Genomic DNA, 1,240 nt, shown 5'->3' on the forward strand with positions numbered 1-1,240 from the left:
CTGCTCTTTCAGCCATTTTGTCAAAGCCGGTGCAAAAAACAATTCAGGTTTGCCCAATGCGTCATGTCCGACACCGATATTGCGGAAAGACACCACTCCGCGTATGCCCGTACCGACGGCTTTGGCAAAAGCCTCTTTGGCGGCAAAACGTTTGGCAAGATAGTTGACCGGTTTGCCTGCCTGCGGAAATTCCAACAGCTCTTCCGGGCTGAGAATGCGTTGCGCAAATGCCAGTCCGAATTTTTTGTTCAGGCGGATAATGCGTTTGAGGGAAACAATGTCTGTACCGATTCCATAAATCATGGGTCTGCTCCTTGTTTAAATAGTCAGGCCGTCTGAAAGTGTGAATACAGGCCAAAGCAAACCGCTTTAGCCTGTATGGCTGATGCCGTTAAGGCAGCATTCTGGCTCTGAACATGACTTCCTTCATTTGGCGGACAGCTTCAGGCAGGCCGAGGAAGAGTGCTTGGGAAATCAGCGAATGGCCGATGTTCAGCTCGCGGATGGCGAGAATTTGAGCAATCGGCGTAACATTGTGAATGGTCAGGCCGTGTCCGGCGTTAACGACCAAACCCAAATCGCTGGCGTAATGCGCGCCGTTTTGAATGCGCTCGAATTGTTTTATTTGCTCGGCGTGGCTGTGCGCATCGGCATATGCGCCGGTGTGCAACTCGATAACGGGCGCGCCGACATCATAAGCGGCTTGGATTTGCGCGTTGTCGGCATCGATAAACAAGGACACGCGGATGCCTGCGTCGGTCAGGATTTTAGTGAACTCGGCTACTTTATCCTGTTGCGCCAATACGTCCAAACCGCCTTCGGTGGTCACTTCTTGACGTTTTTCAGGCACGAGGCACACATCTTCCGGCATGACGTTGAGCGCGTTTTCCAGCATTTCTTCCGTCAGCGCCATTTCCAAATTCAGGCGCGTGCGGATGGCGTTTTTAACGGCAAACACGTCCGCATCTTTAATATGGCGGCGGTCTTCACGCAAGTGCATGGTAATCAAATCAGCGCCGTGGGTTTCTGCAATCAGCGCCGCTTCGACAGGGCTGGGATAAATCGTACCGCGCGCATTGCGGACGGTGGCAATATGGTCGATGTTTACGCCTAACAACATAATAATGTCCTTTCATTAAGGTTTCAGATGGCCTGAGTCATTACCTATCAAAGGCCGTCTGAAAAAATTCAACTGCCCAAGCCAAACTGCTGCAACTGCTGTAAAACCTGCCGAGACTTG

General features: G+C 51.5%; 2 protein-coding genes. Both read right to left on the reverse strand.

Annotation, left to right across the window (positions count from 1 at the left end; all coding sequences use genetic code 11):
* Window positions 1-303: holo-ACP synthase (acpS, locus tag ACTHUM_RS14560; protein ID WP_440403232.1), on the reverse strand; the 303-nt coding region annotated here is incomplete at its 3' end.
* An 88-nt stretch (window positions 304-391) separates the two neighbouring features.
* Window positions 392-1,120, reverse strand: a complete 729-nt coding sequence (gene pdxJ / locus ACTHUM_RS14565; RefSeq protein ID WP_070814162.1) for a pyridoxine 5'-phosphate synthase — start codon at window positions 1,118-1,120, stop codon at window positions 392-394.
* Window positions 1,121-1,240 lie beyond the last annotated feature (120 nt).

Source organism: Neisseria sp. P0021.S006 (genome assembly GCF_051956895.1).

What these genes read in the sequence shown, in the direction of transcription:
- pdxJ (WP_070814162.1), bottom strand. Translation starts at nt 1,120, where the DNA reads ATGTTGTTAGGCGTAAACATCGACCATATTGCCACCGTCCGCAATGCG.